Genomic DNA, 26,013 nt, shown 5'->3' with positions numbered 1-26,013 from the left:
GCAAGTCACCGGCGGGTGAAGTCCATCGTCCAGTTGGTGACCCAGGTGGTGCCGCCGTCCTGGGAGAACGCCTGCTCCCAGTGAGCGGTGTCCGGGGTGATGCCGGACCAGATGAACCGCGCCCGGATCGGCTTGCCGTCGTGCGTGTCGTCGCCGTGGAACTCCCCGCGCCCGTCGGTGAAACGGCCGGTGACCGGCGGGAAGAGGGTGCCCGTGCGCCGGCTGGCCCAGTACAGCGACCACTCCTCGCGCTCGCGGTCGAACAGCCGCAGCGTCAGGCCGGTGAAGCCCTTGGTGGGGAAGTCGATCTCGTCGAAGCTCGCGCCGCCGCCGAAGTGCGTCGACGCGTGGCTCAGGCCCGGGAACTCCTCCCAGGCGCTGGCCTCGTCGAGGAAGTCGGTGCGCCAGCGGTTGGCGACGTCCCAGGTGCCGGTGAGGAAGTCGAAGTCGTTCATGCGCGGTCTCCGGTGGTGCCGTCGGGAAGGGAGTCGGTGAGATAGGCGGGCAGGTCGGGGCGACCGGGGGCGAGCATGTGCCGTACCCAGGCGTCGCGTTCGTGCAGGAGCGGCGGCAGTTCCCAGACGCAGCCGATGAGACGCGGCTCCAGCGCCACGAAGTGCGCCGGGTCGCGGTCGGGGCAGCCCAGGACGGGCTGCCCGGCCGCGGCGCCGCGGAAGTGCAGGGCGTTGTCCCAGGCCCAGGTGTAGGCGTTGAGGTAGGCGCCGTCGTCCCCTCCCCGGTGGAGGACGACGAAGCCGGCCGGCGGCGTGCCGTCCGGCTCGGGCAGCAGCTCGGGCAGGATCGCGTACGCCGCCTTCTCCACGGCCGGCTCGATGCCGGCCGGGTCGGCGGTGACGTGGTAGCGCTTGATGTGGCGCCCGGCCACCTCCATCGGTGGCGGCGCCGTCAGGAACTTCTCCGCGAAGGGCATGGCTGGACGCTACGACCGCTTCCCTGACAACCTGTGTCAGTGAAGTCCAGCCGTCTGCTGTCGATCCTGCTGCTGCTCCAGACCCGCGGCCGGATGACCGCCGGTCAGCTCGCCGGCGAGCTGGAGGTCTCGGTCCGCACGGTCTACCGGGACGTGGAGGCGCTGCACGCCGCGGGCGTGCCGCTGTACGGGGACGCCGGGCATCGCGGCGGCTACCAGCTGCTGGCCGGCTACCGCACGCGGCTGACGGGCCTGACCGGCGGGGAGGCCGAGGCGCTGTTCCTGTCCGGGGTCCCGGGTCCGGCCGCGGAACTCGGTCTGGGCCCGGCGCTGGCCGCCGCGCAGCTCAAGGTGACCGCCGCCCTGCCGCCGCCGCTGCGCGCCCAGGCCGACCGGATCCGTTCCCGCTTCCACCTCCAGGCTCCCGGCTGGTACGCCGAGGAGGACCCGGTGCCGCACCTGGAGCGGGTCGCGGACGCGGTGTGGCACAGCAAGGTGCTGCGGGTGCGGTACCGGCGCTGGAAGGAGCCGACGGACGTCGACCGCCGGCTGGAACCCTACGGGCTGGTACTCAAGGCCGGCCGCTGGTACGCGGTCGCCGCGCCGGGGCCACGCACCTACCGGGTCGACCAGATCCTCGAACTGACCGTCACCGACGAGCGGTTCGAGCCACCGGAGGACTTCGACCTGGCCGCGCACTGGCGCCGGTACGAGGCCGACTTCCTGTCGCGGCTGCACAAGGGCGAGGCGGTGGTGCGGCTGTCCCCGGCCGCGGCCGGACGCCTGACCGGAGCGGCGGCGCGTGCCCTGGCGGCGACCGGTGAGCCGGAGCCGGGCGGCTGGACGCGGGCGACGCTGCCGGTCGAGTCCCTGGAGCAGGCGCACGCCGCCTTCCTCGCGATGGGTGCGGAGGCCGAGGTGCTGGGACCGCCCGAGCTGCGCGAGCGGCTGGCGGCGACGGCTGCCGCGCTGGCTGCCGTCTACGGCGCGGGGTAGCGCGGCCGCGCGCGAAGCCCAGCGGGTCGGGGCGTCGGAGCGTCGGGCACCCGGTGCACGGTCAGCGGCGGCGGCGTCGGGGCGCCCGGCGCACGGTCAGCGGCGGCGGCGCATCCGCATGCCGACTTCGCCCTGGTCGGTCTCCCACCACGGGCGGCTCATGCCGGGCGCCAGCGACGGCTCGTCGGCGTCCGCACCCTCGGCGGCCTCGGCCGCGTCCGGGCCGGCGGGGGCGGGCTTCCGCGCGGCATCGGCCTGGGCGACGGGGGCCGCAGCCGTGACCGGGGCGGGCACGGCGGACTCCGACGGAGCGGGGGACGGAGACGGCGACGGCGACGGGGAGGAGGACGGGGACGGGGACGGGCCCGCGGGGGCGGGGACGGACAAGGATCCGGACCCGGCCGCCATGGCCAGCCCGGCCTCGCGGTCGAGCCGTGCGTCGAGCTCCGCGGTCCTGGCCCGCTCGGCCCGGACCCATTCGACGAAGACCAGCAGTATGAACGGCAGGGCGACGAGTTCGGCGAGGGTGAGCATCAGCCCGCCGCCGAGCATCTGGTCGTGCTGCAGCGACGGTCCCCAGGTGCGCGGGTGTGCCGCGTACCAGTGGCCGGCCACCAGCGTGCCGCTGGTCATGACGACGATGCCCGGGACCGAGTCGAAGAGGCCGTCGAAGAAGACCAGGGCGGCACGGACGGGGTGCGTGCACCAGCGCGGCAGCAGCTCCTGCCGGCTGAGCATCGGCAGCACGAACAGGCAGCCGGTGAGCACCAGTTGGAGGTGCATCAGCTGCAGCACGAACCCGTTGCCGAGCGCGGTCGCGAAGTACGGCGTGAAGTAGATGGTCAGCTCGGAGGCGAGCACCAGCACCGAGCTGACCAGCGGGAAGGTGAGCACGCGCACCGGCCGCGAGGCGAAGGCCCGCCGCAGCCGCCCGCCGGGGGCGGCGAGGGCGAGCGGATCGCCGAGGGCCAGCCCGAGCGGGGCGAACAGGTCGAGCAGGATGTTCTGGACGGCGGCCGGCCAGAAGAGCACCTTGTCGTACACCGCCAGCGAGGACATGGTGGCGAGCACCAGCATGCCCAGGCCGACGACGTAGAAGGCGGCCGTGCGCCACAGCGGCCACGCCTGGCCCTCGCGGCGCCTGCGCCGCACGCCGTACGCGTAGCAGGCGCCGAGCAGGACGACGACCGTGAGGGCGGGGACGTCCAGCTGCCAGGCGGTGACGTACCGGTCTCCGGTCAGCTCGGGCAGAGCCAGGGTGCTCGGCACATCCGCACCTTTCCACGTGAACCGTCCACTACCGGGGGCCACGGTAGCCCCCTGGCGGCGGCGGTCCGCGCGCAGGGCGGGACAGCAGGGGGGCGCGCGTCGCGGGAGCCGGGCGCCCCCGGGGGCCGCGTGCCCGCCGGTCCCTGGCGGTTCGGGCCGGTCAGACGTCTATGGTCTGCCGCTGCGGTTCGTGCTCGGCGCCCGCCTCCTGGCGGCGCGCGGCGACCAGGCTGGTGGCGGTGGTGACGGCCAGAACGCCGACGATGACGCCCAGCGAGACCGGGATGGAGATCTCCGGGACGTGCACGCCGGTCTCGTGCAGGGCGTGCAGGACGAGCTTGACGCCGATGAAGCCGAGGATCACCGACAGCCCGTAGGAGAGGTGGACCAGCTTCTTCAGCAGCCCGCCGATGAGGAAGTACAGCTGCCGCAGACCCATCAGCGCGAAGGCGTTGGCGGTGAAGACGATGTACGGGTCCTGGGTGAGGCCGAAGATCGCCGGGATCGAGTCCAGGGCGAACAGCACGTCGGTGGTGCCGATGGCGAGCATCACCACCAGCATGGGCGTCATCAGGCGGCGGCCGTTCTCCCGGACGAACAGCCGGGTGCCGTGGTACCGCTCGGTGGACGGCACCCGCCGCTCGACCGCCTTGAGCAGCCGGTTCTCCTCGAACTCCGACTCCTCCTCGTCGCGCAGCGCCTCGCGGACCAGCTTCCAGGCGGTCCAGATGAGGAAGGCGCCGAAGATGAAGAAGACCCAGCTGAAGCTGGCGATGACGGTGGCGCCGGCTGCGATGAACACCGCGCGCAGCACCAGCGCGATCAGCACCCCGACCAGCAGCACCCGCTGCTGGTAGACCGCGGGCACCGCGAACTTCGCCATGATCAGCACGAAGACGAAGAGGTTGTCGACGCTGAGCGACTTCTCGGTGATGTACCCGGCGAAGAACTCACCGGCCGGCTGGCCGCCGCCGAAGACCCACAGCCCCAGGCCGAACAGGGCGGCGAGAGCCACCCAGACCCCGGTCCAGATCCCGGCCTCGCGCAGGGACACCTCGTGCGGAGTACGGCCGACGACGAAGTCGGCGGCGATCAGGGCACACAGTCCTGCGATGGTGAGCGCCCAGAGGGTGAGGGAGACGTCCACAGATCCTCCGGCAGATTCGGTCCGTCCGAAAACGGTACACGAATCCCCAAGGAAAGGTAAAGGTATCCCCAAGTGCCCTGGTGGTTCAGGGTCCGTACGCCGGTCGGGCGGCGGCGAGCCGGCGCAGGACCTCGGTGAGCACCTGGCTGCCCGGCGGGACCAGCGCGGGCTCGTAGGTCCACGCGTGCCCGACCCACGGGTCGGCGAGGTGGTCGCTGGGCAGCGGCGTCAGCCGCAGCATCGACCGCCACAGCGGGTCCAGCACGGGCCCGTACGCGGCGGCGTCCTCGCGGTCGGCGACCAGGAGCAGATGGACGCCCGCGCCCGGGCCCTCGTCGGCGAGGTAGCGGAGCTGGTTCACCGCCCGGTCGTCGAAGGCGTACGGGAACTCGTGGACGATCAGCAGGTGCTCGGCGGTGTCGAGGCCGGGCGGCAGCGCGTCCGCCGCTCCCCCGCGCATCGCCATCTGCAGCAGGTCCACCCGTTCGGTGAGCCGTCCCAGCACCTCGCCGACGCCCGCGGCGCCCGCTGCAGCCGTCGGCAGGACCAGCGCGCCGCTCGCCTGCAGGGGGGCCAGCGCCTGCGTGGCGGACCCGGCGGGGTCCAGGGCGTGGACGGCGAACGCCCCGGCCGGGTGGGAGGCGAGCAGGCGGGCGGCGATCGCCACCGCGGTGTCCAGGGCGAGCCGGCGGTCGTCCGCGCTGTCGATCCACAACCCGCGGTTGAGCGGCATGCGGGCCAGCAGCGGGATCCGCAGCTCCGGCGCCTCGGGCAGGGTCAGGCTGCCGAGCCGGACGGCCAGCGGGGGCTCGGCGGGCACCTGGTAGGCGTGCCAGCAGGGGTTCTCCCACCCGGCGTACGCGGGCGGCAGCGCGGGGTCGACGACCTCGGCCTCGACGGTGAGCTGCGCGAGGTCCCGGTCGAGCACGGCACGCGCCTGGTCCACCAGCGCGACCTGCTTGAGCTCGGCCGCGTCACGGGCCGCGTCCGCCGCGGCGCCGCCGCGGGTGCGGGGGTCGGCGAGCAGCCGGTCGAGCTCCTGCTCGTAACGGGACCGGGCGAAGTCCTCGGCGCTGCGGTAGGCCGCGACGGTCCTGGCCAGGTCCTCGAACATGCCCCAGATCTGGTTGTGCAGCCGCTCCTCCATCGACCAGCCGGCGGCGTCGCCGGCGAAGGGCTCGGGCGGCCCGGTGGGCGCGGGCCGTCCGGCGGGGTCCTGCGGGGGCGGCGCCTGGCCGGGGACGGTGGGCGGCGGGGTGGGGCCGCCGTTCAGCGTGGCGGGCTCGGCGGACGTGGCGGACGCGTCGGCCCGCGCGTCGGGCCGGGAGTGCTGTGCGGCCGCCGGCGCGCGGGTGGGCCGCCGTCGCGGGTGGCGGTAGTCGATGCCGGCGCTCGCGTTGTCGCTCGCGTCGGTGTCCCCGTCGACACTCGTGTCGGTACTCGTGTCGCTGCTCGCGTCCGTCCCCGGACCGGCGCCGGCGGCCCGGGCGGCTGGCGCCGCTCCGGCGCGCGGGCCGGGCTGCGGCGGGGCGGGAGCGGGCGGGGGCGGGGCGACCGAGCGGGCGCGTTCGCGCTCCACGGCGTACTGGATCTGCCCGGCGACGGTGGCCGGTTCCGGCACCCCCTGGTCGGCGAAGAGGGCGGGCAGGCCACCGGCGTAGCCCTGACCGACCGCCCGGATCTTCCACGCCCCCTGGCGCCGGTAGAGCTCCGCGGCCAGCAGTGCCGTCTCCGCGCCGAGGCCGGTGATGGTGAAGCCGGCGATCTCCGCGCCTTCGGGGGTGGTGACGGCCAGCTGCGGGGCGGCCATGGCGCCGAAGTCGGCGGGGGCGTCGGGGCGGCCGCCGGGCAGCGCGAGCAGGACGTGCACCCGGTGGACGCCGTCCGGCATCGCGCCGAGGTCGACGGCCAGCCGGTGCTGGGTCGCGGCCTGCCGGGGCACCTCCACCCCGGGCAGATGCGGCTCGCCCGGGTGGGCCAGCCAGCCGCCGTCGCCGGCGACCCTGCCCTGTTCGTCCCCGAGGGTGACCGCGGCCACCAGCGGGGTGCCCGCCGACACCCGGATCTCCAGCCGGTTGCCGGGCAGCGGATGGTTCTGCCCGCGGACCAGTTCGGCCGTCATGACCGCCGCCCCCGTTCCCGTCTTCTCCTGGTGGTCTGTCACGCGGCGGGTACCGGCCGGCGCGTCACGCGTGCCGGCCGGTACCCGCCGGCCCGGCTACAGCTCGGGCACGATGGCCGGGATGAGGTCCTGGAAGGTGCGGCCGTTGGCCGGCGCGCCGATGGCCGTCATCGACCAGCCACCCGCGCCGCGCTGCACCTTGGCCATGATCTGCGCGGTGTAGGGACCGCCGCCGGTCAGCGTGTAGCGCGCCAGTTCCTGGCCGTTGGTCTCGTCGACCAGCCGGCAGAAGGCGTTCTGCACCTCGGCGAAGGTCTGCCCGGTGAAGGAGTTCACGGTGAAGACGATCTGGTCGACGTGCACCGGCACGCGGGCCAGGTCGACCAGGATGGACTCGTCGTCGCCGCCCTGTCCCGCGCCGCCGACCAGGTTGTCGCCGGTGTGCCGGACCGATCCGTCGTCGCTGGTCAGGTGGCGGAAGAACACCACGTCGACCGGCTGCTTGTCGGCGAAGAGCACAGCGGACGCGTCGAGGTCGATCTCCCGGGTGCGGCTGCCGAACAGCCCGCGGCGCGGTGCGGCCTGCCAGCCCAGCCCCATCCTGACCGCGGTCAGCGATCCCCCGTCCGCCTTGCTCAGGCTGATCTTCTGGCCCTTGGTCATGTTGACCGTCACGCGCTGTCCCCTCTCACCCGTCACTACGTGTGCGGTTGTGTCCCGCACCCTAACAAGACGCGGGCGAAGGGCATCCCGGTTCGCCGGGGGGAGTTTTCCGCTCCGCCTAGGCGATCCCGGCCTCACGCATCTGGCGCAACTCCTTCTTCAGTTCGCCCACTTCGTCACGCAGCCGGGCGGCGACCTCGAACTGCAGCTCGGCGGCGGCGGAGTGCATCTGCTCGGTCAGCTGACCGATGAGGTCGGCGAGTTCGGCGGCCGGCAGCGCAGCGGTGTCCCGCTTGCCGCCGCTCTTGGCGGACAGGCCCGGCACCGGCGCCTTGCCGCGCGAGCGCTGACGGCCGGAGCCCAGCAGCTCCTCGGTGTCGGCGTCCTCCCGGGCGAAGGAGTCGAGGATGCCGGCGATCTTCTTGCGCAGCGGCTGCGGGTCGATGCCGTTCTCGGTGTTGTACGCGATCTGCTTCTCGCGCCGGCGGTTGGTCTCGTCGATGGCCTTCTCCATCGCCGCGGTGACGCGGTCGGCGTACATGTGGACCTGGCCGGAGACGTTGCGCGCGGCACGGCCGATGGTCTGGATCAGGGAGGTGCCGGAGCGCAGGAAGCCCTCCTTGTCGGCGTCGAGGATCGCCACCAGCGACACCTCGGGCAGGTCCAGGCCCTCGCGCAGCAGGTTGATGCCGACGAGCACGTCGAACTCGCCGGCGCGCAGTTCCTGCAGCAGCTCGACCCGGCGCAGGGTGTCGATGTCGCTGTGCAGGTACCGGACCTGGATGCCGAGTTCGAGCAGGTAGTCGGTGAGGTCCTCGGCCATCTTCTTGGTGAGGGTGGTGACCAGGACGCGCTCGTCCTTCTCGGTGCGCAGCCGGATCTCGTGCACCAGGTCGTCGATCTGGCCCTCGGTCGGCTTGACGATGACCTGGGGGTCGACCAGGCCGGTCGGGCGGATGATCTGCTCGACCACGCCCTCGCCGCGGGACAGCTCGTAGGTGCCGGGCGTCGCCGACAGGTAGACGGTCTGGCCGACCCGCTTGAGGAACTCCTCCCACTTCAGCGGGCGGTTGTCGAGGGCGGACGGCAGCCGGAAGCCGTGGTCGACCAGGGTGCGCTTGCGGGAGGCGTCACCCTCGTACATCGCGCCGATCTGCGGCACGGTCACATGGGACTCGTCGATGACGAGCAGGAAGTCCTCGGGGAAGTAGTCGATCAGGGTGTCCGGCGCCGAGCCCTGGCCACGGCCGTCGATGTGCCGCGAGTAGTTCTCGATGCCCGAGCAGGTGCCGATCTGGCGCATCATCTCGATGTCGTACGTGGTGCGCATCCGCAGCCGCTGGGCCTCCAGCAGCTTGCCCTGCTTCTCCAGCACGGCGAGCTGCTCCGCCAGCTCCCTCTCGATGCCGGCGATGGCGCGTTCCATCCGCTCGGGGCCGGCGACGTAGTGGGTGGCGGGGAAGACGTAGATCTGCTGGTCCTCGGTGATCACCTCGCCGGTGAGCGGGTGCAGGGTGTAGAGGGCCTCGATCTCGTCGCCGAACATCTCGATGCGGACCGCGAGCTCCTCGTACACCGGGAAGATCTCCACGGTGTCGCCGCGCACCCGGAAGGTGCCGCGGGTGAAGGCCAGGTCGTTGCGCGTGTACTGGATGTCGACGAACTTGCGCAGGAGCTGGTCGCGGTCGATGACGTCCCCGACGTTGAGCCGGACCATCCGGTCGATGTACTCCTGCGGGGTGCCCAGGCCGTAGATGCAGGACACCGAGGCGACCACCACGACGTCACGCCGGGTGAGCAGCGAGTTCGTGGCGGAGTGGCGCAGCCGCTCGACCTCCTCGTTGATCGAGGAGTCCTTCTCGATGTAGGTGTCCGTCTGCGGGACGTACGCCTCGGGCTGGTAGTAGTCGTAGTACGACACGAAGTACTCGACGGCGTTGTTCGGCAGCAGCTCGCGGAACTCGTTGGCGAGCTGGGCGGCCAGCGTCTTGTTGGGCGCCATGACCAGGGTGGGGCGCTGGACCCGCTCGATCATCCAGGCAGTGGTGGCCGACTTTCCGGTACCGGTCGCGCCGAGCAGGACGACGTCCTGCTCGCCCGCGCGGATCCGCCGCTCCAGGTCGTCGATGGCGGTGGGCTGGTCTCCGCTGGGCTGGTAGGGGCTGACGACCTCGAAGGGCGCCACACTGCGTTCGATGTCTGAAACGGGCCGCATGGTTCAACGGTACGGCCCGCCACTGACAATCGGCCCCGGCCCGGGGGTGAGGCCCGTCCCACGCGGGTCCGGGCGCGTTGTCGGACCCCCGCCCTAGCCTGGGGGGCGTGACTGAGGTGGCTTGGACCGTGGTGGACGCGCCGATCGGGCCGTTGCTGGTGGCGGGGACGGCGGAGGGCCTGGTGCTGGTGGGCTTCCGCGCCGAGCCCGCATACGTCGAGCGGGCGCTCGGCGCGCTCGGCCGCCGGCTGGGGCGGCCCGTCGTGGCGGACGCCGGCCGGCTGGAGGCGGTGACGTCGCAGCTCGACGCCTACTTCGCCGGGACGCTCCGCGCCTTCGACGTGCCGCTGGACTGGTCGCTGGTCACCGGGTTCGCCCGGCGGGTCCTGCGTGAGCTGGCCTCGGGTGTCCCCTTCGGTACGGTGGTGGGGTACCAGGACCTGGCCGACCGGGTCGGCGAGCCCGGCGCGGCCCGGGCGGTCGGCACGGCGATGGGCGCGAACCCGCTGCCGGTGGTCGTGCCGTGCCACCGGGTGATCGAGAGCGACGGCGGCATAGGCGGCTTCGGCGGCGGCCTGGAGATCAAGCGGCGGCTGCTGGCGCTGGAGGGCGTCCTGCCCGCCCCGCTGTTCTGACCCCCTGACCGCCTGAACCCCCGAGCCCCTGTCCGCCGCCGCCCTCCGTCATGCCGGCCGCCGCCGCTGCCTCACTCCTCCGGGGTGCGCGGGTCCGGTATCTGCGGGCCGGTCGCCCGGGGCAGTTCGGCGCGGTCGTCGGCGGCGTCGACCGCGGGAGTGGCGGGGGCGGCCCCGGTGGCGGGCGGCGCCTCGGCGGGCGGGGTGGCCGCCGGGCTCGCGGGGCCTGCTCCGGCCCGCTCGAAGAACCGCAGCATCTCCACCGGGAACGGCATGACGAGGGTGGAGTTCTTCTCCGCGGCGACCTCGACGACCGTCTGCAGCATCCTGAGCTGCAGCGCCGAGGGGTTGGCGTCCATCGTCCGCGCCGCCTCCGACAGCTTCTGCGACGCCTGCAGCTCACCGTCGGCGGTGATGATCCGGGCCCGCCGCTCGCGGTCGGCCTCGGCCTGGCGGGCCATGGACCGCTTCATGGACTCCGGCAGGGCGACGTCCTTGATCTCGACGCGGTCGATGTGCACGCCCCAGCCGGCGGCCGGGGTGGCGAGCATCAGCTCCAGCCCCTCGTGGAGCTGCTCGCGCCCGGACAGCAGGTCGTCCAGTTCGCTCTTGCCGATGATCGACCGCAGCGAGGTCTGCGCGACCTGCAGCATCGCGAACTGGTAGTTCTGCACGTCGACGGTGGCCCGGACGGGGTCGACGACGCGGAAGTAGAGCACCGCGTCGACCCGCACGGAGACGTTGTCCTTGGTGATGCCCTCCTGCGACGGCACCGGCATGGTGACGACCTGCATGTTGACCTTGGTCATCCGGTCGACGAACGGCACGAGCATGCGCGGGCCGGGCTGCTTGGGCAGCGCGCTGACCCGTCCGAACCGGTAGACCACCCCGCGCTCGTACTGCTTGACGACCCGCACGGTGGAGGACAGCGCGATCACGCCGACCACGGCGAGGAGGACCAGCAGCACCACGACGACTTCCATTGTCCCGCTCCCCTTCGATGACAAGGGTGTGAACGTAGCGGCGGGACGCCGCTACCGCACCGCGACCGCGGTTTCCTTGACGGGAGTTTGACGCTTCGTGCGCGGGCGCCGGTTCCACGGGTCCGGGAACCGGTGCGCGGCGGCGTCAGTCGGAGTCGAAGCGGGCCGCGGCGACGTAGTCCGGGCGCGGGTCGAGGGCGGCGGCGAGCCGGAAGTGCCGCTGGGCCTCGTCGGCCCGGTTGGCGCGCTCCAGCGTGCGGGCCAGCGCGAAGTGGGCGAAGGCGTTGTCCGGCTCGCGCTCCAGGACGATCTGGAACTCCAGCTCGGCCGGGCGCAGCTGGGCCGCGGCGAAGAACGCCCGGGCGCGCAGCAGGCGGGCCGCGGTGTTCTCCGGGTGGGCCGCGATGACGGAGTCGAGAAGCTTGACGGCTCCGCGCGGGTCACGCGCGGCGAGCAACTGCTCCGCCGCGCGGTAGTCGATGATGTGGGTCTCGGGGGTTCGCTCGGGCAAGGCCGCCTCCCAGAGATGGGCACGGGTGACGACTGATCGTCTGGTCAGACATACCCAACGCCCCGCCCGGCAACCCCATTCCCGTGCCGGCGGCGGCCTGGCCTGGGGGCGGGCGGCCCGGCACCGCCTAGGCTGTCGCCCATGCTGACAGTGGGGCTGACCGGCGGTATCGGCGCCGGCAAGAGCGAGGTGGCACGACTGCTGACGTCTTACGGGGCGGTGCTGGTGGACTCCGACCGGATCGCCCGCGAGGTCGTGGAGCCCGGCACGAAGGGACTGGCCGCGGTGGTGGCCGAGTTCGGCCCGCAGGTGCTGGCGGCCGACGGGAGTCTGGACCGGGCCCGGCTGGGAGCGATCGTCTTCGCCGACGAGGAGCGGCGGAAGGCGCTCAACGCGATCGTGCACCCGCTGGTGCGCGAGCGCTCCGCAAAGCTGCAGGCGGCCGCGGGTCCCGACGCGATCGTGGTGCACGACGTGCCGCTGCTGACGGAGAACGGGCTGGCGCCGCTGTACGACCTGGTGATCGTGGTCGACGCGGCGCCGGAGACGCAACTGGACCGGCTGGTGCGGCTGCGGGGCATGACCGAGGAGGAGGCCCGCGCCCGGATGAGCGCGCAGGCGACGCGCGAGCAGCGCCTGGCCGTCGCGGACCTCGTCATCGCCAACGACGGCCCGCTCGCCGAGCTGGAGCCCCAGGTCGAGGCGGCCTGGCGCCGGCTCACCGAACGAGCCGCGGCGACCGGGTAGCGGCGACCGGACACCGGCGGCATCGACGGCACCGGCGGACTTCGAGGGACACCGGCGGACACCGGCGGATACCGAGGGACATCCAGGGAGGGGGCTACCGTCCGTCGTCCTCGCGGTCGGCGAGGAATCGCTCGAACTCGGCGGCGAGGTCGTCGGCCGAGGGCAGGTCGACGGGCTCGGCGATGAGGTTCTCGCGGGTCTGCGATCCGGCGACCGCGTCGTACTGGCTCTCCAGACCGCGGACCACGGACACCAGTTCGCCGTCGCCCTCGGCCACCTGCCGGTCGATCTCGACGCGGACGGTGTGCGCCTCGTTGCGCAGGGCGTGGGCGATCTCCGGCAGCACCAGGCCGGTGGCGGCGGTGATCGTCTCCAGGACGGCGAGGGCCGCGTCGGGGTAGGGCGAGCGGGCGAGGTAGTGCGGCACGTGGGCGGCGACGCCCAGGACGTCCCGTCCGGCCTCGGCCAGGCGCAGCTCGATCAGCGAGGCGGCGCTGCCCGGCACCTGGGCCTCCTCGAACCAGGCGCGGTGGCCCGGCATGAGGTCGACGCGGTTGCCGTGCGGGGTCACGCCGACCGGGCGGGTGTGCGGCACGCCCATGGGGATGCCGTGGAAGTTGATGGCCAGGCGCACGCCGAGGCGTTCGATCACCTGGAGCACCGCGGCGCTGAAGCGTTCCCACTCCACGTCCGGCTCCTGGCCGGTGAGCAGCAGGAACGGCGTGCCGGTGGTGTCGCGGACCAGGTAGAGGTCGATCGCGGGCGCCTCGTAGGAAGTCCAGTGGTCGCGCTCGAAGGTCATCAGCGGACGCCGGGCCCGGTAGTCGACCAGCCGGTCGGCGTCGAAGCTGGCGATGAGCTGGTTGTCGAGGCGGTCCAGCAGTTGCTGGGCGATCTGCTCGCCGGTCTCGCCGGCGTCCATGTACCCCTCGAAGTGGTACAGCAGCACCGGACCTGCGTCGCCCACCGCCTCGTCGACGGCCTCGGCTCCGCCCGGCACGTACTCGTACAGTCCCTGGGGATCCAGCACGGTGTCCTCCTCGCTCTCTGTGACCTTCAACGAACGGAATCGGCGGGCCATTCCCGGCGGGGAGGGCGACCCGGGGATGGCGGGATCGCGTGCCTCGGCGCGCCGGCCGCGGGTCGGGAACGTACGGAGAAACGGCGGTGGGCCCGCACCCCCTGAGGGGTGCGGGCCCACCGTTCAGTGGCCTGCCGTGCGGCTGCGGCTGCTTCCTCGGGGGAAGGTCAGCTCTGGCCGCCGGCCAGCTTCTCGCGGAGCGCGGCGAGCGCCTCGTCCGACGCCAGGGCGCCGGAGTTGTCGTCCGACTCCGAGGAGTAGGAACCGCCACCGCCGGTGCCCGCGGACGGCGCCGCGTTGCCGGCCTCGGCGGCCGCCTGCTCGTCGGCCTCGCGGGACTTGATGACCTGCGCCTGGTGCTGCTCGAAGCGGGACTGGGCCGTGGCGTACTGGCCCTCCCACTCCTCGCGCTGCTTCTCGTAGCCCGGCAGCCAGTCGTTGGTCTCGGGGTCGAAGCCCTCGGGGTAGATGTAGTTGCCCTGGTCGTCGTAGGACGCGGCCATGCCGTACAGGGTCGGGTCGAACTCGACCGAGGCCGGGTCGGCACCGAAGGACTCGTTCGCCTGCTTGAGGGAGAGCGAGATCCGGCGGCGCTCCAGGTCGATGTCGATGACCTTGACGAAGATCTCGTCGTTGACCTGGACGACCTGCTCGGGGATCTCCACGTGGCGCTCGGCCAGCTCGGAGATGTGGACCAGACCCTCGATGCCCTCGTCCACGCGGACGAACGCACCGAACGGAACCAGCTTGGTGACCTTGCCGGGGACGACCTGGCCGATCTGGTGGGTGCGGGCGAACTGCTGCCACGGGTCTTCCTGGGTCGCCTTCAGCGACAGGGAGACGCGCTCGCGGTCCATGTCGACGTCCAGGACCTCGACCGTGACCTCCTGGCCGACCTCGACGACCTCGGAGGGGTGGTCGATGTGCTTCCAGGACAGCTCCGAGACGTGCACCAGACCGTCGACACCGCCGAGGTCCACGAACGCACCGAAGTTGACGATGGAGGAGACGACGCCGGAGCGCACCTGGCCCTTCTGCAGGGTGGTGAGGAAGGTCTGGCGGACCTCGCTCTGGGTCTGCTCCAGCCAGGCACGGCGGGACAGGACCACGTTGTTGCGGTTCTTGTCCAGCTCGATGATCTTGGCCTCGAGCTCCTTGCCCACGTAGGGCTGCAGGTCGCGGACGCGGCGCATCTCGACGAGGGACGCGGGCAGGAAGCCGCGCAGGCCGATGTCGAGGATGAGACCGCCCTTGACGACCTCGATGACGGTACCGGTGACGATGCCGTCCTCTTCCTTGATCTTCTCGATGGTGCCCCACGCACGCTCGTACTGCGCGCGCTTCTTCGAGAGGATCAGCCGGCCTTCCTTGTCCTCCTTCTGGAGAACCAGGGCCTCGATCTCGTCACCCACGGCGACGACCTCGTTCGGGTCGACGTCGTGCTTGATGGAGAGCTCGCGGGAGGGGATGACACCTTCGGTCTTGTAACCGATGTCGAGCAGGACCTCGTCCCGGTCGACCTTCACGATGACGCCGTCGACGATGTCGCCGTCATTGAAGTACTTGATCGTCTCGTCGATCGCGGCGAGGAAGGCTTCCTCGTTGCCGATGTCGTTGACCGCCACCTGCGGGGTGGTACGAGGGGCCTCGGTGCTGCTCGTCATTAGGGAAAGGACTCCGGTACGGACAGTAAGTCGTAGGTACTGCTACGCCGGAAGCCTTTTTCGTCCTGCCGGCCCCTTGTGGTCCAGTGCGGCCGGGCCTCGGAGGCCGAGGACCGCTGGGCCAAGGGGACTGCGACAGTGTCGAGCGTGACCTGCTCCGTCTGAGGCGCGCAGGCTCGCAGCGCAACTTGTAGCATACGGGGGCAGCCGGGCACGGTCAATGCACGAAGAGCGCACCACGCGCGTATCGGACCGAACCGGAGCAACTCGCCCACCCCGCAGGTCTCACCAGAGAGTACGACGACTGCCGCGATGATCCAAGGACCTGAACCCGAAGCTACCCGTCGTATTGCCGGTGGCACGGAGAGCAGCAGGGCCAGCCGCCACTGGTGGGACCGGAACGCGGACGAGTACCAGCTCGAGCACGGCGACTTCCTCGGCGACGCCCGCTTCGTGTGGGGCCCGGAGGGGCTCGACGAGGCGGAGGCCGGACTGCTGGGCCCGGCGGCGGAACTGAAGGACAAGGCGGTCCTGGAGATCGGCGCGGGCGCGGCGCAGTGCTCGCGCTGGCTGGCCGCCCAGGGCGCCCGGCCGGTGGCGCTCGACCTCTCCCGCCGGCAGCTCCAGCACGCGCGGCGCATCGACGAGGCGGCCCTGCCCTCCGGCGGCGGGAACGCCGACGACGCCGCGGTCGGCGGGCGGATCGCGCTGGTGCAGGCCGACGCGGGCCGGCTGCCGTTCGCCGACGCCTCCTTCGACCTGGCCTGCTCGGCGTACGGGGCGCTGCCGTTCGTGGCGGACTCCGCGCGGGTGCAGCGGGAGGTGCGGCGGGTGCTGCGGCCCGGCGGCCGCTGGGTCTTCTCGGTCACCCACCCCGTGCGCTGGGCCTTCCCCGACGAGCCGGGCCCCGAGGGCCTGACGGCCGCCGCCTCCTACTTCGACCGCACCCCGTACGTGGAGCAGGACGACCGGGGCCTGGCGGTGTACGTGGAGCACCACCGCACGCTCGGCGACCGGGTCCGGGAGATCACCGCGGCCGGCCTGCGGCTGGTGGATCTCGTGGAGCCGGAGTGGCCGCAGTGGAACACCCAGGAGTGGGGCGGCTGGTCGCCGCTGCGGGGCCGCCTGCTGCCGGGCACGGCGATCTTCGTGTGCGTCGCGGAATGACGCCGGCGCCGGGGCCGATCCGTCCCGAGGGCCTGGCGCTGCCGGTCGCCTCCGTCGTCCCCGGCCTGCTGGCCGCGCTGCGCGGAGGCGGCTGCGCGGTGCTGGCGGCGCCGCCGGGCACCGGGAAGACCACGCTGGTGCCGCTGCTGCTGGCCGAGGCGTTCGGCGACGGCGGCCGGGTGCTGGTGGCCGAGCCGCGGCGGATGGCGGTGCGGGCCGCGGCGCGGCGGATGGCGTGGCTGCTGGGCGAGCGGCTCGGCGGGACCGTCGGCTACACCGTCCGCGGGGAGCGGCGGGTCTCGGCGCGCACGATGATCGAGGTGGTCACCACCGGTGTGCTGCTGCAGCGGCTGCAGCGCGACCAGGAGCTGCCGGGCGTCGGCACGGTGATGCTCGACGAGTGCCACGAGCGGCACCTGGACGCGGACACCGCGATGGCGTTCCTGCTGGACGTGCGGGCCGTGCTGCGGCCGGGGCTGAAGGTGGTGGCCGCGTCCGCGACGACGGACACCGCCGCCTGGTCGCGGCTGCTGGGCGGGCCCGTGGTGGAGGCCGCGGGCGTCCTGCACCCGGTCGCCGTCACATGGGCGCCGCCGCCGCGGCCGGTGCGGCCCCCGCACGGCATGCGGGTGGACCCCGCGCTGCTGGAGCACGTGGCGGCGACGGTACGGCGGGCGCTGCGCGAGCACGACGGCGACGTGCTGTGCTTCCTGCCCGGCGTCGGCGAGATCGGCCGGGTCGCCGGCCTGCTGACGGGCCTGGCCGGCACGGAGGTGCTGCAGCTCCACGGGCGGGCCCCGGCCGCCGTCCAGGACGCGGCGCTCGCGCCCGGCGAGGGGCGGCGGGTGCTGCTGGCCACCTCGGTCGCCGAGTCGAGCCTGACCGTGCCCGGCGTGCGGGTGGTCGTCGACTGCGGGCTGGCCCGCGAGCCGCGCACCGACCACGCCCGGGGCCTGGGCGCGCTGACGACGGTCCGCGCGTCGCGGGCCGCCGCCGAGCAGCGCGCGGGCCGGGCCGGCCGCGAGGCCCCCGGCACCGTCTACCGCTGCTGGGCCGAGGCGGAGCACGCCCGGCTCCCGGCCCGTCCCGCGCCCGAGATCGCCCTGGCCGACCTGACCGCGTTCGCGCTGCGGGCCGCCTGCTGGGGTGACCCGGACGCCGCCGGCCTGGCGCTGCTCGACGCCCCGCCGCCGGGCGCGCTCGCCGCGGCCCGCACGGTCCTGCACGATCTAGCCGCGGTCGACTCCGCGGGCCGGGCCACCGCGCGCGGGCGCGCCCTGGCGCTGCTCGGCCTGCAACCGCGGCTGGCCCGCGCCCTGCTGGACGCGGCGCCACTGATCGGCGCGGACCGGGCGGCCGGCATCACGGCCCTGCTCTCGGAGGAGGTGCCGTCCGCATACGGGCCCGATCTCGCGGCCGCCTGGCACACCGCCCGCCGCGGCGGTGACGCCTTCACCGCCCGCTGGCACACCGAGTCCCGCCGCCTGCGCTCGGCCCTGTCCGCCGGCGACGCGGGGAGGCTGCCCGAAGACCCCGAAGACCCCGAAGGCACAGAGGGAACCGTGGCTGCCGCGGCCGGCACGGGCCGGCCGGGGCAGCAGGCCGGGGCGCGTCGCGCGCGGTGGGGCGACGAGGACGCGGCCGGGCTGGTGGCGGCACTGGCGTTCCCGGAGCGCGTGGCGCGCCGGCGGCCCGGCGGCGGCCATCTGATGGCCGGCGGTACGGCCGCCGTGGTCGGCGGCGCGCTGGGCGAGGCCGAGTGGCTGGCCGTCGCGGTGGCCGAACGCGGCGCGGGCACGACGGACGCGCGGGTGCGGCTGGCCGCGGTGACCGACGAGGAGACGGCGCGGCTCGCCGCGGGCGGCCTGCTGGAGACGTACGAGGAGGTGCGCTGGAGCGGCGGCGACGTCGTGGCCCGGCGCGTGGAGCGGCTCGGCGCGGTGGAGCTGGCCGCGGCGCCGCTGAGCGGTCCGGATCCGGCCGCGGTGCGCGGGGCGCTGCTGGCGGGGCTGCGGGCCGAGGGCACCGGACTGCTGCGGTGGTCGCGGGAGGCCGGCGAGACGCGGCAGCGCGTGGCGTTCCTGCACCGTGTGCTGGGTGAGCCCTGGCCGGACGTGTCCGAGGACGCCCTGCTGGAACGCGCCGAGGAATGGCTGGGCCCGGAGCTGGGGCGGGCCCGGCGCCGGGCGGACCTGGCGCGGGTGGAGGCCGGCGAGGTGCTGCCGCGGCTGCTGCCGTGGGCGAGCGGCCAGGCGGCGCGGTTCGCCGAGCTGGCTCCGGAGCGGCTGGAGGTGCCCAGCGGCTCCCGCGTCCGCCTCGACTACAGCGGCGAGCAGCCGGTCCTGGCCGTCAAACTCCAGGAGTTGTTCGGGCTGCGGGAGACCCCGCGGGTGGCGGGCGTGCCGGTGCTGGTGCATCTGCTGTCGCCCGCCGGGCGTCCCGCCGCGGTCACCGCGGACCTGGCGTCGTTCTGGCAGGAGGGCTACCGCGCGGTGCGCGCGGAGCTGCGCGGCCGCTATCCCCGGCACCCCTGGCCGGAGGACCCGTCGACCGCGGCGGCCACCCGCCGCACCAACCCCCGCAAGGGCTGAGCGGGTCGGCCCGCGGGGCCGGCGGGATGCGCCGGCCGGGTCCGGGAGCCGCGAACGGCCGGCTCCCGCCGTCGTCGGGCGGGGGCCGGCCGTCGGGCAGGAACCGGTGTCAGACCGTCACTTCGTCGCGCTGGGCGAGGCGAGGGCCGCGCCGGTGGCCGCGCCCGAAGGGCTCGGCGTGGGCGTCGCGCACGGGTCCGGGGTGCTGCTGCCGGTCGGCGTGGGCGTCTCCGTCGGCGTCGGGGTCTCCGTCGGCGTCGGCGTCTGCGTCGGGCAGCCCGTGGGCGGCGTGGTCGGCGGAGTCGTGGGCGGCGTCGTCGTCGGCGGCGTGGTGGGCGGGGTCGTCGGCGGCGTGGTGGGCGGCGTCGTCGGCGAACCCGTGGGGCTGGTGCTCGGGTGCGGCAGCCCGTTCGGCGGCGCCGGGCTGACGACACCGCCGATGGTGACGCCCGGGTGCGGCGGGGTGCCCGCGGGAGCCGACGGCGACGACACCGGAGACGTCGACGGGTTGGGCTCCGGGGTGACCGCGGGACCGGGGGTGCCCTTGCGGTCCGGAACCGCCACCGGGCCGCCCTGCATGAAGTGCTCGTACCAGGCCCGCACCAGGTTCAGATAGGCCTGCGAGTGGTTGTAGCCGAGGATCGCCCGGTCCATGTCGTGCGGCACCGCCAGGTCACGGCCGTCGGCGCACAGGTAGTCGCCGGCCGCGAGCGCCGCGTCGTACACGTTGTTGGGGTCCTTCACCCCGTCACCGTTGCCGTCCGCGCCCCACGTCTGCCAGGTGGAGGGGATGAACTGCATCGGGCCGACCGCGCGGTCGTGCACCGGGTCGCCGTCCCAGCGGCCGCCGTCGGTGTCCGGGATGTTCGCGAAGCCCTTGCCGTTGAGGACCGGGCCGAGGATCGGCGACAGCGTCGTGCCGTTCGCGTCGACGGCGCCGCCCCGGGCCTGACCGGACTCCACCTGCCCGATGCCGGCCAGGAGTTGCCACGGCAGATGACAGCCGGGCTGGGACTGCGCCAGGGACGCCTGCGCCCGCTCGTAGGCGGCCAGCACCGTCGTCGGCAGGCTCGCGCCCGACGGAATGCTCACCACGGGCCCACCGCCGGGCGTCGGCGCCACCGGGCCGGTGGGGGTCTTCAGCGGCGGCACGTCGGTGATGTAGGGCGAACCACCGTCGATCTGCGGGCCGGGCGGGGGCGTGTCCGACTGCTGCCCGGCCTGCGAACCCTGCGTCGCCGCATGGGCGATGCCGAGCAGCCCGGGCGCCTGCGACGCGCTCAGCGCCGCCATCGCCGCGGCGGCCACCGCCGTCCCTGCCGCACCCCTGCGAAGCCTCCGGCCGTACCGCCGCGCTGCCATCGCGGTCCCCTCCCACAGACGACGTGGGCGCCGCTCCGGCGCCACAACCCGACTGACCCTACGGCAACTTCAGCCCCTGGACCACAGGCCGACAGCAATCCACAGGGGACGAATCCGCGCAATTCACCGCGCCGCCGCCGCTCCTCGGCAGTCCCTTCACCGAGGAGACCCGGCCCGTTCACCCCCCGGCCGAACCCGGCAGACCCAGCCGGGCCCGGCAGACCCGCGTGGGCCCGGCCGGCCCGGCAACCCGCCCGGGCCGCCGGACCGCACCAGCCCCCGCCGACCACTCAGTGCGCCGCGGACTCCCAATCCCGGCCCCAGCCCACCGACACATCCAGCGGCGCCCGCAGCGGATACGCGCCCGCCATCTCCCGGCGCACCAGCTCCTCCACCGCCTCCCGCTCCCCCGGCGCCACCTCGACCACGATCTCGTCGTGCACCTGCAGCAGCAGCCGCGACGCCAACTGCTCCTTCGCCAGGGCCTCGTCGACCCGCAGCATCGCGATCTTCACGATATCCGCCGCCGACCCCTGGATCGGCGCGTTCAACGCCATCCGCTCGGCCATCTCCCGGCGCTGCCGGTTGTCGCTCGTCAGATCCGGCAGATAACGGCGGCGCCCCAGCAGCGTCTCGGTGTACCCGGTGATCCGGGCCTCCTCCACCACCCGGTGCAGATAGTCCCGCACCCCGCCGAACCGCTCGAAGTACGTCTCCATCAACGCCCGCGCCTCAGCCGCCTCGATCGCCAGCTGCTGCGACAACCCGAACGCCGACAACCCGTACGCCAGCCCGTACGACATCGCCTTGATCTTGCGGCGCATCTCCGCGTCGACCCGGTCCCGCTCCACCGAGAACACATGCGAGCCGACCGTACTGTGCAGATCCTCACCCGAGGTGAACGCCGCGATCAGACCCTCGTCCTCCGACAGATGAGCCATCACCCGCAGCTCGATCTGACTGTAGTCCGCCGTCAGCAGCGACTCATAACCCTCACCCACCACGAACCCACGGCGGATCGCCCGGCCCTCGTCCGTCCGCACCGGAACGTTCTGCAGATTCGGATCCGTCGACGACAGCCGGCCCGTCGCCGCCACGATCTGGCTGAACGTCGTGTGGATCCGCCCGTCCGGCGCGACGGTCTTCACCAGACCCTCCACCGTCACCCGCAGCTTCGCCTGCTCACGATGGCGCAGCATGATCACCGGCAGCTCGTGCTCGGTCTGCGCCGCCAGCCACGCCAACGCGTCCGCGTCCGTGGTGTAACCCGTCTTCGTCTTCTTCGTCTTCGGCAGACCCAGCTCCCCGAACAGCACCTCCTGCAGCTGCTTCGGCGACCCCAGATTGAACTCGTGCCCCACCGCCGCGTGCGCCTCCGACACCGCGTGCTGCACCGCCGCCGCGAACTGCTGCTCCAGCCCCTCCAGATGAGCCCGGTCGGCGGCGATCCCCGCCCGCTCCATCCGCGCCAGCAACGCCGAGATCGGCAGCTCCACGTCCTGCAGCAGCTCCGCGGCACCCACCTCCGGCAGCCGCTGCCCGAACACCTCCCCCAGATCCAGCACCGTACGGGCCTGCACCATCAGCGCCTCGGCCGCGGCCGCCTCGCCGTCGTCCTCCTCACCGAACGCCAGCTGCCCACTACCGCCCTCCGCGGGCGCCAGCTCCCGGCCCAGATACTCCACCGACAGCACATCCAGCGCGAACGACCGGCGCCCCGGCTTGATCAGATACGCCGCGAGCGCCGTGTCCATCGTGACACCCGCCACCTGCCAGCCGTGCTCGGCGAACACCCGCGCCACGTTCTTCGCGTTGTGCACCACCTTCGGCCGGTCCGGATCGGCCAGCCACCCCGCGAACGCCCGCTCGTCGGCCTCGTCCAGCCGCGCCGGATCGAACCACGCCGCGCCCTCCGCACCGGCCAGCGCGATCTGCGAGACACCACCGCTGCCCAGCGACCACGTGTCCACACTCGACAGGCCCAGCAGCTCCCCCGCCCGACCCTCCAGCCAGCCCGGCAGCTCCCCCGCCGCCAGCACCACACCGTCGACCGCCACACCCGCGGCGACCGCCGCCTCCTCCTCCGCCGCACCCGGATCCGCCGCGAACAACCGCTCCCGGAAATTCGGATTACGGAACTCCAGCGCGTCCAGCACACCCCCGAGCGTCTCCCGGTCGTACGCCGGCCGCTCCAGCTCCGCCGGCCCCGCGTCCAGCGCCACGTCCCTGACCATCTCCGTCAGGCGGCGGTTCAGCTTCACCGCCTCCAGATGCGCCCGGAGATTCTCCCCCGCCTTGCCCTTCACCTCGTCGACCCGCTCGCACAACTCACGGAACGAACCGAACTGCGTGATCCACTTGGCGGCGGTCTTCTCCCCCACCCCCGGAATACCCGGCAGATTGTCCGACGGATCACCCCGCAACGCCGCGAAGTCCGGATACTGCGCCGGCGTCAGCCCGTACCGCTCCTCCACCTTCGCCGGCGTGTACCGCGTCAGCTCCGACACACCCTTCGTCGGATACAGCACCGTCACATGATCCGACACCAGCTGGAAGGCGTCCCGGTCACCCGTGACGATCAGCACCTCGTACCCCAGCGCCTCCGCCTGCGTGGCCAGCGTCGCGATGATGTCGTCCGCCTCGAACCCCTCCACCGCGAAACGGCTCACCCGCATCGCGTCCAGCAGCTCCCCGATCAGAGCCACCTGACTGCGGAACTCGTCCGGCGTCTTCGACCGCGTCGCCTTGTACTCCGGATACTCGTCGAACCGCCACGTCTTGCGCGACACGTCGAACGCCACCGCCAGATGCGTCGGCTGCTCGTCACGCAACGTGTTCGACAGCATCGACGTGAAACCGTAAATGGCATTCGTCGGCTGACCGGTGGCCGTACTGAAATTCTCCACCGGCAGCGCATAGAACGCCCGGTACGCCAGCGAATGCCCGTCCAGCAGCATCAGCCGGGGGCGGTCGGTCGTCGTCTTCGTCGCTTTCTCTGCCACAGCCCCGATCCTCCCACGCAGCACCGACAACCCCCGACGCCCGCACGACCGCGCCCCAAGCCGTCCCCTCCCCACCGGCCACCACCCCGCGGAACAGTGGCAGGATCGTGGGTATGGCAACGAAGCCCCCCGCCGGAGACCCCGTCCAGGACGCACCCCACGTCACCGTGCCCAAGCAGTCCGCCGCCGGCCTGCCCGCCATCGGACACACCATGAAGGTCGCCGGCGCCCAGATGGGAGCCCGCCGCGCCACCCTCACCCTCCTCAAGGTGAACCAGAAGAACGGCTTCGACTGCCCCGGATGCGCCTGGCCCGAGGGCGGCAAACGCCACACCTTCGAGTTCTGCGAGAACGGCGCCAAAGCCGTCGCGGAAGAAGCCACCCTCCGCCGCGTCACCCCCGACTTCTTCGCCGCCCACCCCGTCTCCGACCTCGCCGGGCGCAGCGGCTACTGGCTCGGCCAGCAGGGCCGCATCACCCAGCCCATGTACCTCCCCGAAGGCGCCGACCACTACGAACCCATCCCCTGGGAACGCGCCCTCGCTCTCGTCGCCGAGGAACTCACCGCCCTCGACACCCCCGACGAAGCCGTCTTCTACACCTCAGGCCGCACCAGCAACGAAGCAGCCTTCCTCCTCCAGCTCTTCGCCCGCGAATACGGCACCAACAACCTGCCCGACTGCTCCAACATGTGCCACGAGTCGTCCGGCAGCGCCCTCACCGAAACCCTCGGCGTCGGCAAAGGCAGCGTCCTCCTCGACGACCTCCACCGCGCCGACCTCATCATCGTCGCCGGCCAGAACCCCGGCACCAACCACCCCCGCATGCTCTCCGCCCTCGAACAGGCCAAGCACGCCGGCGCCACCATCGTCAGCGTCAACCCCCTGCCCGAAGCCGGACTCGAACGCTTCAAGAACCCCCAGACCGCCAACGGACTCGCCGGCCGCGGCACCCGCCTCAGCGACCTCCACCTGCCCATACGCCTCGGCGGAGACCAAGCACTCTTCCGCGCCCTCGGCCGCCTCCTCATCGAGAACGACCACGTCGACCACGACTTCGTCGACCAGCACACCCACGGCTACGACGACTACGCCGCCACCGCACGCGCCACCGACTGGAACGACGTCGAGACCGCCACCGGCCTCACCCGCACCCAGATCGAAGAACTCCACACCCTCCTGCGCGACTCCCGCAGCACCATCGTCTGCTGGGCCATGGGACTCACCCAGCACAAACACTCCGTCCCCACCATCCGCGAAGTCGTCAACGTCCTCCTCCTCCAGGGCAACATCGGCCGCGCCGGCGCCGGCGTCTGCCCCGTCCGCGGACACTCCAACGTCCAGGGCGACCGCACCATGGGCATCTTCGAACGCCCCACCACCGCCTTCCTCGACGCACTCCGCGACGAATTCGGCTTCGAACCCCCACGCCACCACGGCCTCGACGTCGTCCGCGCCATCCGCGCCCTCCGCGACGGCACCGCCAAGGTCTTCTTCGCCATGGGCGGCAACTTCGTCGCCGCCACCCCCGACAGCACCGTCACCGAAGCCGCCGTCCGCAAAGCCCGGCTGACCGTGCACGTCTCCACCAAACTCAACCGCTCCCACGCCGTCACCGGAGCACGCGCCCTCATCCTCCCCACCCTCGGCCGCACCGAGAAGGACCACCAGGCCACCGGCGACCAGTTCGTCACCGTCGAGGACTCCATGGGCATGGTCCACGCCTCCCACGGGAACCTCACCCCCGCCTCACCCCACCTGCTCTCCGAACCCGCCATCATCAGCCGCCTCGCCCGCGCCACCCTCGGCCCCCACACCACCACCCCCTGGGCCGACTTCGAGAACGACTACGACCTCATCCGCGACCGCATCGCCCGCGTCGTCCCCGGCTTCGACGACTTCAACACCCGCGTCCGGCACCCCGGCGGCTTCACCCTCCCCCACGCCCCCCGCGACACCCGCACCTTCCCCACCGCCACCGGCAAAGCCAACTTCACCGCCGCACCCCTCGAATACCCCACCGTCCCCGAAGGCCGCCTGCTCCTGCAGACCCTCCGCTCCCACGACCAGTACAACACCACCATCTACGGCCTCGACGACCGCTACCGCGGCATCAAGAACGGCCGCCGCGTCGTCCTCGTCCACCCCGACGACGCAACCGCCGCAGGCCTCACCGACGGCGACTACACCGACCTCGTCAGCGAATGGACCGACGGCACCGAACGCCGCGCCGAAGGCTTCCGCGTCGTCCACTACCCCACCCCCCGAGGCTGCGCCGCCGCCTACTACCCCGAGACCAACGTCCTCATCCCGCTCGACCACACCGCCGACACCAGCAACACCCCCGCCGCCAAATCCGTCGTCATCCGCCTCGAACGCCACTGACCCCCACCACCAGACCAGCACGAACGGAGTCCCGCTCCATGGGCGACCAGACCACCACCACCTACTTCCCCCCGGAGATCCTCGAGCAGTACGCCGGCCTCGGCATCGACCTGCCCGCCCTCTTCTCCGCCGGACACCTCGGCGAACGCATGGGCATCCGGATCCTGGAAGCAGCACCCGACAAGGTGGTCGGCGTCATGCCCGTCGAAGGCAACACCCAGCCCTACGGACTCCTCCACGGCGGCGCCTCCGCCGTCCTCGCCGAAACCCTCGGCTCCATCGGCGCCATGCTCCACGGCGGCCCCTCCAAGGTCGCCGTCGGCGTCGACCTCAACGCCACCCACCACCGCGGCCTCCGCAGCGGCACCGTCACCGGCACCGCCACCCCCGTCCACCGCGGCCGCTCCTCCGCCACCTACGAGATCGCCATCACCGACGACACCACCGGCAAACGCGTCTGCACCGCCCGCCTCACCTGCATGCTGCGGCCCGCCACCCCCAGCACCTCCACCAACGGCACCGGCGCCTGAATCCCCCCCGCGG

General features: G+C 72.9%; 20 protein-coding genes. 7 read left to right on the top strand and 13 right to left on the bottom strand.

Annotation, left to right across the window (positions count from 1 at the left end; genetic code table 11):
• Positions 1 to 5: 5 nt before the first annotated feature.
• Both K7862_RS03280 and K7862_RS03275 read right to left on the bottom strand, forming a co-directional pair.
• Positions 6 to 455, bottom strand: coding sequence for a hypothetical protein (locus K7862_RS03280; protein ID WP_222960301.1), 450 nt, complete (start codon positions 453 to 455; stop codon positions 6 to 8).
• Entirely contained in the window at positions 452 to 931 is a 480-nt protein-coding gene (locus K7862_RS03275) for a hypothetical protein (RefSeq protein WP_222960300.1), read from the bottom strand. The genes K7862_RS03280 and K7862_RS03275 overlap by 4 nt, the downstream gene beginning before the upstream one ends.
• Before the next feature lie 39 nt (positions 932 to 970).
• Between K7862_RS03275 and K7862_RS03270 the strand changes: the two genes are divergently transcribed.
• A complete protein-coding gene (locus tag K7862_RS03270) occupies positions 971 to 1,927 on the top strand; it encodes a helix-turn-helix transcriptional regulator (RefSeq protein WP_222960299.1) in 957 nt (318 codons plus the stop codon).
• 96 nt (positions 1,928 to 2,023) lie between these two features.
• Here K7862_RS03270 and K7862_RS03265 read toward each other — a convergent pair whose 3' ends face one another.
• The 5 genes from K7862_RS03265 to uvrB all read right to left on the bottom strand — a co-directional run bounded on the left by K7862_RS03265 (position 2,024) and on the right by uvrB (position 9,343).
• Complete coding sequence (locus K7862_RS03265; RefSeq protein ID WP_222960289.1) at positions 2,024 to 3,196, bottom strand: cytochrome c oxidase assembly protein; 1,173 nt, start codon at positions 3,194 to 3,196, stop codon at positions 2,024 to 2,026.
• 160 nt (positions 3,197 to 3,356) lie between these two features.
• Positions 3,357 to 4,343 carry a TerC family protein gene (locus K7862_RS03260; RefSeq protein WP_222960288.1) on the bottom strand — a complete coding sequence of 329 codons (987 nt, stop codon included), beginning with the start codon at positions 4,341 to 4,343 and terminating at the stop codon, positions 3,357 to 3,359.
• Between the two features lie 85 nt (positions 4,344 to 4,428).
• Positions 4,429 to 6,465, bottom strand: coding sequence for a TerD family protein (locus tag K7862_RS03255; protein ID WP_222960406.1), 2,037 nt, complete (start codon positions 6,463 to 6,465; stop codon positions 4,429 to 4,431).
• A gap of 96 nt (positions 6,466 to 6,561) precedes the next feature.
• Entirely contained in the window at positions 6,562 to 7,140 is a 579-nt protein-coding gene (locus K7862_RS03250) for a TerD family protein (protein ID WP_222960287.1), read from the bottom strand.
• Between the two features lie 106 nt (positions 7,141 to 7,246).
• Positions 7,247 to 9,343, bottom strand: coding sequence for an excinuclease ABC subunit UvrB (gene uvrB / locus K7862_RS03245; protein ID WP_222960285.1), 2,097 nt, complete (start codon positions 9,341 to 9,343; stop codon positions 7,247 to 7,249).
• Positions 9,344 to 9,450: 107 nt separating this feature from the next.
• On the opposite strand from uvrB, the gene K7862_RS03240 reads away from it, so the two are divergent.
• Positions 9,451 to 9,978 (top strand): methylated-DNA--[protein]-cysteine S-methyltransferase, encoded by a 528-nt coding sequence (locus K7862_RS03240; protein WP_308011819.1) that lies wholly within the window; start codon positions 9,451 to 9,453, stop codon positions 9,976 to 9,978.
• Positions 9,979 to 10,049: 71 nt separating this feature from the next.
• Here K7862_RS03240 and K7862_RS03235 read toward each other — a convergent pair whose 3' ends face one another.
• Both K7862_RS03235 and K7862_RS03230 read right to left on the bottom strand, forming a co-directional pair.
• Positions 10,050 to 10,961 (bottom strand): slipin family protein, encoded by a 912-nt coding sequence (locus K7862_RS03235; RefSeq protein WP_222960283.1) that lies wholly within the window; start codon positions 10,959 to 10,961, stop codon positions 10,050 to 10,052.
• A gap of 145 nt (positions 10,962 to 11,106) precedes the next feature.
• Positions 11,107 to 11,472 carry a tetratricopeptide repeat protein gene (locus tag K7862_RS03230; protein WP_222960281.1) on the bottom strand — a complete coding sequence of 122 codons (366 nt, stop codon included), beginning with the start codon at positions 11,470 to 11,472 and terminating at the stop codon, positions 11,107 to 11,109.
• A 141-nt stretch (positions 11,473 to 11,613) separates the two neighbouring features.
• Here K7862_RS03230 and coaE point away from each other — a divergent pair, with 141 nt between their 5' ends.
• Positions 11,614 to 12,219, top strand: coding sequence for a dephospho-CoA kinase (coaE, locus tag K7862_RS03225; protein ID WP_222960279.1), 606 nt, complete (start codon positions 11,614 to 11,616; stop codon positions 12,217 to 12,219).
• Between the two features lie 94 nt (positions 12,220 to 12,313).
• Here the strand turns inward: coaE and K7862_RS03220 are convergent, their stop codons facing one another.
• Positions 12,314 to 13,249 carry a PAC2 family protein gene (locus K7862_RS03220; RefSeq protein ID WP_222960276.1) on the bottom strand — a complete coding sequence of 312 codons (936 nt, stop codon included), beginning with the start codon at positions 13,247 to 13,249 and terminating at the stop codon, positions 12,314 to 12,316.
• Between the two features lie 218 nt (positions 13,250 to 13,467).
• Positions 13,468 to 14,964, bottom strand: coding sequence for a 30S ribosomal protein S1 (rpsA, locus tag K7862_RS03215; protein ID WP_222960274.1), 1,497 nt, complete (start codon positions 14,962 to 14,964; stop codon positions 13,468 to 13,470).
• Positions 14,965 to 15,276: 312 nt separating this feature from the next.
• Here rpsA and K7862_RS03210 point away from each other — a divergent pair, with 312 nt between their 5' ends.
• Positions 15,277 to 16,131 (top strand): class I SAM-dependent methyltransferase, encoded by an 855-nt coding sequence (locus tag K7862_RS03210; RefSeq protein ID WP_222960272.1) that lies wholly within the window; start codon positions 15,277 to 15,279, stop codon positions 16,129 to 16,131.
• Positions 16,128 to 18,722 carry an ATP-dependent helicase HrpB gene (gene hrpB, locus K7862_RS03205; protein WP_222960270.1) on the top strand — a complete coding sequence of 865 codons (2,595 nt, stop codon included), beginning with the start codon at positions 16,128 to 16,130 and terminating at the stop codon, positions 18,720 to 18,722. The genes K7862_RS03210 and hrpB overlap by 4 nt, the downstream gene beginning before the upstream one ends.
• A 117-nt stretch (positions 18,723 to 18,839) precedes the next feature.
• On the opposite strand, the gene K7862_RS03200 is transcribed toward hrpB, so the two are convergent.
• A complete protein-coding gene (locus K7862_RS03200) occupies positions 18,840 to 20,084 on the bottom strand; it encodes a lytic transglycosylase domain-containing protein (RefSeq protein WP_222960267.1) in 1,245 nt (414 codons plus the stop codon).
• 290 nt (positions 20,085 to 20,374) lie between these two features.
• Positions 20,375 to 23,086: a DNA polymerase I gene (gene polA / locus K7862_RS03195; protein ID WP_222960265.1), complete on the bottom strand. Its 2,712-nt coding sequence runs from the start codon at positions 23,084 to 23,086 to the stop codon at positions 20,375 to 20,377.
• A 113-nt stretch (positions 23,087 to 23,199) separates the two neighbouring features.
• On the opposite strand from polA, the gene K7862_RS03190 reads away from it, so the two are divergent.
• Together K7862_RS03190 and K7862_RS03185 are read left to right on the top strand one after the other, a co-directional pair.
• Entirely contained in the window at positions 23,200 to 25,470 is a 2,271-nt protein-coding gene (locus K7862_RS03190) for an FdhF/YdeP family oxidoreductase (protein WP_222960262.1), read from the top strand.
• 38 nt (positions 25,471 to 25,508) lie between these two features.
• Positions 25,509 to 26,000, top strand: a complete 492-nt coding sequence (locus tag K7862_RS03185) for a PaaI family thioesterase (protein WP_222960257.1) — start codon at positions 25,509 to 25,511, stop codon at positions 25,998 to 26,000.
• The last annotated feature ends 13 nt before the right edge of the window (positions 26,001 to 26,013 follow it).

The sequence above is a fragment of the Actinacidiphila acidipaludis genome (assembly GCF_019890725.1).
GTDB classification, from domain to species: Bacteria; Actinomycetota; Actinomycetes; order Streptomycetales; family Streptomycetaceae; genus Actinacidiphila; species Actinacidiphila acidipaludis.
The sequence above is the reverse complement of the archived record's forward strand: the minus strand, read 5'-3'. Positions and strand labels throughout refer to the sequence as shown.

What these genes read in the sequence shown, in the direction of transcription:
- K7862_RS03280 (WP_222960301.1), bottom strand. Translation starts at nt 455, where the DNA reads ATGAACGACTTCGACTTCCTCACCGGCACCTGGGACGTCGCCAACCGC.
- K7862_RS03275 (WP_222960300.1), bottom strand. Translation starts at nt 931, where the DNA reads ATGCCCTTCGCGGAGAAGTTCCTGACGGCGCCGCCACCGATGGAGGTG.
- K7862_RS03255 (WP_222960406.1), bottom strand. Translation starts at nt 6,465, where the DNA reads ATGACGGCCGAACTGGTCCGCGGGCAGAACCATCCGCTGCCCGGCAAC.
- uvrB (WP_222960285.1), bottom strand. Translation starts at nt 9,343, where the DNA reads ATGCGGCCCGTTTCAGACATCGAACGCAGTGTGGCGCCCTTCGAGGTC.
- K7862_RS03235 (WP_222960283.1), bottom strand. Translation starts at nt 10,961, where the DNA reads ATGGAAGTCGTCGTGGTGCTGCTGGTCCTCCTCGCCGTGGTCGGCGTG.
- coaE (WP_222960279.1), top strand. Translation starts at nt 11,614, where the DNA reads ATGCTGACAGTGGGGCTGACCGGCGGTATCGGCGCCGGCAAGAGCGAG.
- rpsA (WP_222960274.1), bottom strand. Translation starts at nt 14,964, where the DNA reads ATGACGAGCAGCACCGAGGCCCCTCGTACCACCCCGCAGGTGGCGGTC.
- K7862_RS03210 (WP_222960272.1), top strand. Translation starts at nt 15,277, where the DNA reads ATGATCCAAGGACCTGAACCCGAAGCTACCCGTCGTATTGCCGGTGGC.
- hrpB (WP_222960270.1), top strand. Translation starts at nt 16,128, where the DNA reads ATGACGCCGGCGCCGGGGCCGATCCGTCCCGAGGGCCTGGCGCTGCCG.
- K7862_RS03200 (WP_222960267.1), bottom strand. Translation starts at nt 20,084, where the DNA reads ATGGCAGCGCGGCGGTACGGCCGGAGGCTTCGCAGGGGTGCGGCAGGG.
- K7862_RS03190 (WP_222960262.1), top strand. Translation starts at nt 23,200, where the DNA reads ATGGCAACGAAGCCCCCCGCCGGAGACCCCGTCCAGGACGCACCCCAC.
- K7862_RS03185 (WP_222960257.1), top strand. Translation starts at nt 25,509, where the DNA reads ATGGGCGACCAGACCACCACCACCTACTTCCCCCCGGAGATCCTCGAG.